Genomic DNA, 8,624 nt, shown 5'->3' on the forward strand with positions numbered 1-8,624 from the left:
TGAAACCATCCGAAGTTTCGATTTTAATGAGGACTAAGGTTTGAGTTTGCATCGTTGCGACCGCCATCTTGTGTGGGCGGATCGTCGGGATTTCAACGAGCAAGGTTTCAACTGATGTAATCATTTCCACTCTACGCATTCTTGCATTGTGTATTTCATGTGGTATACCTTAAAAGAATGCAAAAATAGAGTCGAAGATCATTTTTGCATTTTAATATATTTTAAAGGTATGGAAGTCATGGAGCTTAGACATCTACGATATTTTGTCGCAGTGGTAGAAGAACAAAGTTTTACAAAAGCAGCCGAAAAGTTATTTATTGCGCAGCCACCATTAAGTAGACAAATTCAAAATTTGGAATCAGAGCTTGGCATTGCTTTATTTGAGCGAGGTAGCCGTCCATTAAAAACAACACAAGCCGGATATTTCTTTTATCAGCACGCAGTGAAATTACTTGCCAATGCTGAAGAAGTTAAGTCTATGACAAAGCGTATAGGTCTAGTTGAACGTACAGTAACAATGGGGTTTGTCGGGTCACTGCTTTATGGGCTGCTTTCTAAAATTGTATATTTATATAGGCAGCAGCAACCCCACTTAAAGATTGAACTTGTTGAAATGACCACGTTAGAACAAGTTAAAGCACTCAAAGAGGGGAAGATTGATGTTGGATTTGGGCGGCTTAGAATTTCAGATCCAGCATTGAAGCGAATTTTGCTTCGTGAAGAGCGCTTAATGATGGCAGTGCATGCGAGTCATCCTTTAAGTTTAAACAAAGAAGGTGTTTATTTATCTGATATTTCTGATGAAAATATTTTTTTATACCCTAGCCATACAACCCCTAGCTTTGCAACTCAAGTCCAAGCCTTGTTTGCAGAATATAATTTAGAACCTAAAAATATACGTTTGGTGCGAGAAATTCAGCTATCTCTTGGTTTGGTTGCAGCTGGTGAAGGTATTTGTATTGTTCCAGAAAGTGCGAAATCAATTCAGCTATCCCATTTGCTTTACATTCCAATTTTAGATGAAACTGCAGTAAGTCCAGTATTTATGACGATACGTAATCTAGATGAGAGCGAGGACATCATGTCTCTAATAGATTGTATTTACCAAGTTTATGATTTAGAAGCAATTAAGTATGATAGAAATTTAATTTAGATAGGGTCTAATACAATAATTAGACTTAGGTCTAAAGCTATTGGATAAAAAATAGCAATCAAAAATCTTAAATACTCAAAATAACTACGACTTTAGCTTATGCCCCGAAAAGGGGCTTAATTTTTTTGATAAATTTCAAACAAATAATTTTAACTTTGAAGAAAAACTAGGTTGCAATAAAAAATTCAAATTAGAAATTCTCAAAGAATTTTTTTTTAAAGTAATTATTCGTCTAATTTTCATTCAATCATACTAGAAATAAGCCCTCGAGATTATTTAGACCTTGAAGGTATATATATAGATATATTCGGTTTTGGACATTTTTTCAGCTTTAAGTCAATGTTGCGTCATATTTTTGGAGAGTTTATTTGCAGGAGGCGCAACCTTGGAAGCAAACAAATTAAATATCAATCGTGTGATTGATGATGCTAAGTTCACACCATTTCATTGGGGTGTATTGTTTTGGTGCTTATTGATTATTATCTTTGATGGTTATGATCTTGTTATTTATGGAGTTGCATTACCTTTATTAATGCAGGAATGGGCATTAACTTCAGTACAAGCTGGATTGTTAGCAAGCACAGCTTTATTCGGGATGATGTTCGGTGCTATGTCATTTGGTACATTATCAGATAAGCTTGGTCGTAAAAAAACCATTATGATTTGTGTGGCAATCTTCAGTGGATTTACATTTTTGGGGGCATTTGCATCGAATCCAACTGAATTTGGTATTTTACGCTTTCTTGCTGGTCTGGGTATTGGCGGTGTGATGCCTAACGTTGTTGCTTTAATGACTGAATATGCACCTAAGCGAATTAGAAGTACTTTAGTTGCCCTTATGTTCAGTGGATATGCAATTGGTGGTATGACGTCAGCATTATTAGGTGCTTGGTTAGTTCCACAATATGGCTGGAAAATTATGTTCTATATCGCTGCATTGCCTTTAATCGCATTGCCGTTGATTTGGAAATTCCTACCAGAATCTTTGATGTACCTGACCAACAAAAACCAAACCGAGCAAGTGCGAATTAATGTGAAGAAAATCGCACCTGAAAAAAATATTACTGCTGACACTCAATTTGTATTAGATGAAGTCACAGCAGGTGATGAAGCTCCTTTAAAAGCATTATTCCAGCAAGGTCGTACCTTCAGTACTTTCATGTTCTGGGTTGCATTCTTTATGTGTTTACTCATGGTTTATGCTTTAGGAAGCTGGTTGCCAAAACTGATGATTCAAGCGGGTTACTCGCTTGGTGCAAGTATGATCTTCCTATTTGCATTAAATATCGGTGGTATGGTGGGTGCAATCGGTGGTGGATATCTTGCAGATCGTTTCCACATCAAAAAAGTACTCACAATTATGTTCGTGTGCGGTGCACTTGCACTTATCCTTCTCGGCTTTAATAGTCCACAAATCGTGTTGTATACGCTAATTGCAATCGCGGGCGCTGCAACGATTGGCTCACAAATTCTACTTTATACATTCGTCGCACAATATTATCCGTCGACAGTTCGTTCAACTGGTATGGGGTGGGCATCTGGTATTGGTCGAATTGGTGCAATCGTAGGTCCAGTACTCACTGGTGCTTTGTTAACCATGGAACTTCCGCACCAAATGAATTTCTTGGTCATCGCAATTCCTGGTGTGATTGCAGCCTTAGCAATTTTTATGGTGAATCTGAAAAATTCAGTAGATGGAAAAATTGCTCAGGAAGAACCGGTGCACTCTTCTAAAGTCGTAGAACAAGCACAGTAAAAATTCTTTATAAATAAGACAGCTGCCAGAAGGTGGCTGTTATTTAGACTTTCAAACCATTTTATAGGATAAGAGAGATTAGGATGATCTTTTCAAACAAACCTTTTACTTTAAGTTTAATCTCATTAGCTGTTTTAACCTCTACTGCAACATTTGCACAAAGCACACAACAGTCTGAAATAGAGCAACTACGTCAAGAAATTGAAGTACTTAAATCAATGATGGAACAACAACAGAAGAATGCTGTTGTACAGACAAAATCGATTGAGACATTAAAAACAGAATCTGTTAAACCCCAACCAAAACTAAATGTTGGTAAAGATACCACTTTTAATTTTTATGGTAATGTTCGTCTAGATGCCTCATATCAAGCCGAAGGTAGTGCGGCAGATCGCCTATATAATAATATTAATAAAGTTCCTTTAGCGGGACAAAGTGAAGCAAGTGATCAACTGAAGTCGACTCTATCAGCAACACGTTTAGGTTTGGATATTCATAGTCAAATCAATGATAAAAAAGTTTCAGGTAAAGTTGAAGTCGACTTTTTGGGTGGAGCTGGATTAGATAATCTTCGTATACGTCATGCTTATATGAATTACGATAAATGGTTAATTGGTCAAACTTGGTCTAACTTTGCTGTGCCAGACTATATGCCTGAAACGATTGATGCCTTAGGTTATGTGGGTGGTGCTGTAAAACGTACACCTCAAGTTCGTTATAGTATGAGTTTAGCACCTGCAACAGGCTTGGTCCTTGCAGCAGAAGATCCAAAAGATGGCTTATCTAAAATGCGTACACCTGCAGTCACAGCGCGATTAAATCATCAATTAAATGATGATGCTAAACTCAGTTTACGTACTATGGTCAATGAAAAGAAAACAGAAGTTGATGAAGTCGTTGCATGGGGCGTAGGACTTGGTATGCAATATAAGTTAGCTCCTTCAACTACACTGAAAGCTGACTACTATCATGTAAAAGGAGATAGCAGTTTCGTTTCATGGACGAATCCTGGTATCAGCCGTAACTCATCTGGTGAAATTTTAGATGAGAATGAATTTGACTCGATTACAATAGGTCTAACGCAGCAATTTAATCCTCAATGGCGTGGAACTGTTGGTTTTGGTTATATGAATCAAGATGTGACAAATGCTTATCGAGGTGGTGCAATAAATCTGACAGAGATCAATAAGGAGCTTTGGCAAGGTTGGGTCAATGCATTCTATAGTCCGATCAAACCCATTAGCCTTGGGTTGGAATATGTGTATGGTGAGCGTAAAGCTGTAGTATCTGCACCAAATGGTTCTAACACAGGTGAGGATAATCGTGTAAGTGCTGTAGCAATTTATAATTTCTAAATGATTCCAGCTTGAATGATGATAAAAAGAGCGATTTTTCGCTCTTTTTTTATGGGATGGTTTTTGAGAATGTCAGAATAGATCATAGAAAAAATAAAAATATAAAAGTACTATGAGATCTTATTTGACTTTAGATTCTCATCTACTAGGAGAAGGCGCGTTTCGTGTACGAATTAGATTGCAAATTACTCAGTATTTTTTTTCATGTTTACAAATTTAAAAGTGTCTCGGTTGCTGCTGAACAATTGCAGATGAGTCAACCTGCTGTAAGTAATATTCTTAATAAAATTCGACAACATTATAACGATCCGCTTTTTTTAAGAATTGGGAATGAAATGATCCCGACGGAATTATCAAAGCAATTATTCCCATTGGTCAGTGAAGCATTAAGTAAGGTTGAAGCGATTAATAATTTTACGATCGATTTTGATGAAGCTATATCAGATCAACAATTCACCTTGGCGATGACTGATGTTTCGCATTTAGTATTACTGCCTAAGATTTCCCAATATCTAAAAGCAAAAGCATCTCATGTCAGATTAAATGTACGGCCAATAACTTCTGAAACAAGTTATCAAATGGCAAATGGTGAAATTGATCTTGCATTAGGATTTCTGCCTCATTTGGAAAATGGCTTTTATCAACAAAAACTATTCGAGCAATATTATGTTGTAATTGCAGCAAAAGATCACCCTCGTTTAACGGGAGATTCAATCAGCAAAGAACAGTATTTGGCAGAATCACACATTGATATTGATGCGGGAATGGGGCATTACCATATTGAAAATGAGCTGTTAAACCTTGAACTTAAAAGAAATATTTTAATGCGATTACCAAGTTATCTTGGTGTTGGTCTTGTTGTTCAAGAAACTGATGCGATTGCTACAGTGCCTTATTATTTAAGCGAAGTTTTATTATCACGAGGAAATTTAAAAATCTTTGATGCACCCATTGCTTTCCCGACATATGGTGTTAAACAATATTGGCATATGTCCTGTCATCATAAGACCAGCCATCAATGGCTTAGACATATGTTTCATGAAATCCTTGTAAAATAACATTATTGGTAGGCTATTCCCTAAATAAAAAATAGCCTAAGCTCTAAGCATCGTTATTAATTTTTAACCAAACCGCCATCCACTATTAAATTTTGACCAGTGACAGCTTTAGAGTACGGTGACAAAAACATTAAAATGGCTGAAGCAAACTCATCAGGAGTGACTACTTTACGCAAGGGAGTAGCGGAAGCAATATAATCAAAAACTTCCTGTGGCGTGCTTTGACTTGCATCAGTTTGTTGAAGTAATCCACCAGACAACATATTGACATTAATTCCAAACTCACCTAATTCATGAGCACATGTTCTCGTCAATGCGAGAAGGGCAGATTTTGCAGTAGTATAGTCATGATATGGCACAACAGGATTTTGCACCAAGTTTGTTCCTATATTCACAATTCGACCGAATCGATTAGCTTTCATGTCGGCTAAAGCGGCTTGAGTAGTATTAAGGGCAGCTTTAACAGCACCCTCAAACTGAGTGTGCATATCATTCCACTGTATTTGTGAAATATTTGGTCTTGCATCCCCGTTAAATTTAAATCTAACGAGTGCATTATTCACAATTGAATGTATAGCTTCACCAAAATGCAGTTTGGCAGCGTTAAACATTTCTGAAACTTGATCTGCATCAGTAATATCCGCTTGATAACTAAAAACTTGATCAGGATGTGAAAGTTTTAATGTCTTAGCGGACTCATGACTACTATGATAATTGACAACGACACGAGCGCCTTCGCTCAATAATGCCTTGGTAATAGCCAAGCCAAGGCCTCGTGCCCCACCTGTAACGAGTACAATCTGTTCGTTTATTTTCATTTACACACAATCAATAAGACTTGGTGAAGATTGTATTTAAATAATAAGTAACTTCAACCTTTGATAAAGCAAAAAAATTTATTTTTGAAATGAAATTTCTAATAGTTTGTGATGAATAAATCTGAGCTTGTCTAAGACTTTATCTGATAGCGTAAATGGGTATGCATCATCTAAACCCATACTGCGATTAAGTGCATTTAAGTTAAAAGTGATGGTTAACCAGTTTTGTAAAACAGTTTCAAAGTTTTTAGCACCAATCGGATTTTCTTCGATCGTCATACTTGGGAGATCAGCACGTTTAGATTGAACACTCAGACCCGCATAGTATGCTGTTTCTAAGGTATCCATCATATGTAAATAATGTGCCCAAGTCTCTGCCCAATCTTCCCATGGGTGAGCACTTGCATAGGAACTAATAAATTTTTTCTGCCAGTCTATGGGTGGACCTTCGTGATAATGTCGCTTTAAAGCCTCAGCATAATCCTGTCGTTCATCTCCAAACATTACTCTGAACGCATCAATGAGATCTGGTCGAAGCTCTTGAATGAGATCGAAATAGTAATGCCCGCTTTCGTGGCGAAAATGACCGAGTAGGGTTCGATAGTTTTCACCCATTTTTATTCGGGTTGTTTCGCGGTATACGACGTCTGCTTCGCTTGCATTTAATGTAATTGTACCTTGAGCATGCCCAGTTAAAACAGGAAGATCTGGTTCGGGCATCAAAAAATTAAATCTAAGTCCAAATTGATCATGATCATTTTTTTTTGGTCTCGGCATGATATTTAGTTGTTGCATCATATAAAGGAAACGACGCTTCGCATGCTCTAATCTGCTCCAATAGATGGTGTGATCAGGATTATTTAAATTTGGAATAATAGAGGTTAGTTTGCAAGAGTCACAGTAAATATCAGAACTTTCTGCAGGAATCATCCAATTGCATACATGATGATGCAAATAATTAAAACAGGGTTTATAGAGTTTATTTTTGAATTTGGGATTAATGGATTTCCACAACTGACTAGTATGTTTATGGAAACTTCCCATTTCTCTTTCTTCTACAACATATCCTAAATTAATTCCACAATGAGTACATGTAGAATTCATAAAAAAGATTTGCTGATTGCACTGCGCGCAAGAAAAATATTTCATAAAAATTATTCATTTTTTTGAGATTATACCATTGCTTTTTTCAAAAAAAATTTGTGTTTCTGATATTAAATAATGAAAATTAAAAGCAAGAAGAATGATGAACAATAAGTAATCAACGTATTGAATTTGTAAATAGCAGTATAATTAAGATCATTTAGTTACTGTATAAAATAAAATCAATTTTATTAAAAAATAGTGTGATTCAAATCACAATATATTGAAATATATGATTTTTAATCTAAAAAAATCTTGATTAGAAAACTAAATGATCGTTTAATGCTATCAAGTAAAATTTCTTTAAATCTATGGGTATTTTGTATATGCAAACTCAGATTATCTCAAAAAAAACCTTGAATAATACGATCACTTCAGAAAGCAATATAATTAAAATTGTTGAAGACTCAGTTGTAATGATCGACGTGGCTCCTGAAGATGTTCAAGAGCTGATTGTGAATGATAATCAGGTCATTATTAAACTTAATAATGGGGAAACAATAACCCTAGAAAACTTCAATTATGAAACATCTGATTTAGTTTTCCGTAACCAAAATAGTGAGATGTTTGTTCTTGATTTCAAAAATGTAGAATACAACCCTTTAGAAAGCATAGAAGCGTTACTAGAAGGTGGTGCTGGAACTGGCGCTACAATCTTAAATAATTGGTTAGCTGGTGGTTCACTTGCACTAGGTGCAGTTGGAGTTGGCGTTGCTGTATTTGATGCTGCTAATGGATCAAGTAACACAAAACAACCTTCCAAAGATCTCAGCAAATTAGTTGATGCAATCAATGATGCTAAAAATTCATTAAATCAATTGGATGGTGATGAAAAACAGCGAGTTGAAAATGCTATTAATGATGCAGAAGCTGTTTTAAAAGACCCAGAATCAAGTCAAGAATTACTTGACCAGACGGCTGATGATTTAATTTCTATTGTTGAAGATGCTTTAAAAGATCAAGAAGCTAAAGATGCTGCTAAATTAGAAGAAGCAATTAATAATCTTGAAGCTGATTTGGAAAATGCAAAGGATAAGTTGGAAAATGAAGATCCTAATGATCCATATACTGATGAAACTAGATCAGAATTAGAAAAAGAAATTGAAGAAGCTCAAAAGCTTGTAGATGACTTTAATAACAATATTGGTGACAAGCCAAGCATTGATGATGTAAATAATGCTCGTGATGAACTAAATAATGCTGTGGATAATCTTACTAATTTAGATTTTTCAGCAGCAACACAAGCGGTTCAAACTGCAGAAGCTAAGCATGATGAATTGGTAGAGGCAATTGCTGCTAAAAATGGTGTAATCAGTCCAGCAACGCAAGCTCAATTACAAG

General features: G+C 35.9%; 7 protein-coding genes and 1 pseudogene. 5 read left to right on the forward strand and 3 right to left on the reverse strand.

Annotation, left to right across the window (positions count from 1 at the left end; translation table 11 throughout):
- Window positions 1-124 (reverse strand): annotated as a pseudogene (locus AC1M9K_RS14355) (muconate/chloromuconate family cycloisomerase); the annotation flags it as partial.
- A gap of 114 nt (window positions 125-238) precedes the next feature.
- Here AC1M9K_RS14355 and AC1M9K_RS14360 point away from each other — a divergent pair.
- The 4 genes from AC1M9K_RS14360 to AC1M9K_RS14375 all read left to right on the forward strand — a co-directional run bounded on the left by AC1M9K_RS14360 (window position 239) and on the right by AC1M9K_RS14375 (window position 5,322).
- On the forward strand, window positions 239-1,153 hold the full coding sequence (locus AC1M9K_RS14360) for a LysR substrate-binding domain-containing protein (protein WP_481589624.1): 915 nt from the start codon (window positions 239-241) through the stop codon (window positions 1,151-1,153).
- Between the two features lie 385 nt (window positions 1,154-1,538).
- Complete coding sequence (locus tag AC1M9K_RS14365; protein ID WP_092766280.1) at window positions 1,539-2,909, forward strand: MFS transporter; 1,371 nt, start codon at window positions 1,539-1,541, stop codon at window positions 2,907-2,909.
- Window positions 2,910-2,992: 83 nt separating this feature from the next.
- Complete coding sequence (locus AC1M9K_RS14370; RefSeq protein WP_180029056.1) at window positions 2,993-4,264, forward strand: DcaP family trimeric outer membrane transporter; 1,272 nt, start codon at window positions 2,993-2,995, stop codon at window positions 4,262-4,264.
- A gap of 164 nt (window positions 4,265-4,428) precedes the next feature.
- Entirely contained in the window at window positions 4,429-5,322 is an 894-nt protein-coding gene (locus AC1M9K_RS14375; protein WP_092766282.1) for a LysR family transcriptional regulator, read from the forward strand.
- 56 nt (window positions 5,323-5,378) lie between these two features.
- On the opposite strand, the gene AC1M9K_RS14380 is transcribed toward AC1M9K_RS14375, so the two are convergent.
- A complete protein-coding gene (locus tag AC1M9K_RS14380) occupies window positions 5,379-6,140 on the reverse strand; it encodes a 3-oxoacyl-ACP reductase (RefSeq protein WP_481589625.1) in 762 nt (253 codons plus the stop codon).
- 78 nt (window positions 6,141-6,218) lie between these two features.
- Complete coding sequence (locus tag AC1M9K_RS14385; protein ID WP_180029054.1) at window positions 6,219-7,289, reverse strand: zinc-binding metallopeptidase family protein; 1,071 nt, start codon at window positions 7,287-7,289, stop codon at window positions 6,219-6,221.
- A 320-nt stretch (window positions 7,290-7,609) separates the two neighbouring features.
- Between AC1M9K_RS14385 and AC1M9K_RS14390 the strand changes: the two genes are divergently transcribed.
- Window positions 7,610-8,624 (forward strand): BapA/Bap/LapF family prefix-like domain-containing protein (locus AC1M9K_RS14390; protein WP_481589626.1); only part of this gene is annotated, 1,015 nt, incomplete at its 3' end.

It is taken from the genome of Acinetobacter sp. 24-47-67 (assembly GCF_056779735.1).

Bases quoted from the DNA above. Each gene is read 5' to 3' on its own strand.
- AC1M9K_RS14370 (WP_180029056.1), top strand. From the start codon at position 2,993: ATGATCTTTTCAAACAAACCTTTTACTTTAAGTTTAATCTCATTAGCT.
- AC1M9K_RS14380 (WP_481589625.1), bottom strand. From the start codon at position 6,140: ATGAAAATAAACGAACAGATTGTACTCGTTACAGGTGGGGCACGAGGC.
- AC1M9K_RS14360 (WP_481589624.1), top strand. From the start codon at position 239: ATGGAGCTTAGACATCTACGATATTTTGTCGCAGTGGTAGAAGAACAA.
- AC1M9K_RS14385 (WP_180029054.1), bottom strand. From the start codon at position 7,289: ATGAAATATTTTTCTTGCGCGCAGTGCAATCAGCAAATCTTTTTTATG.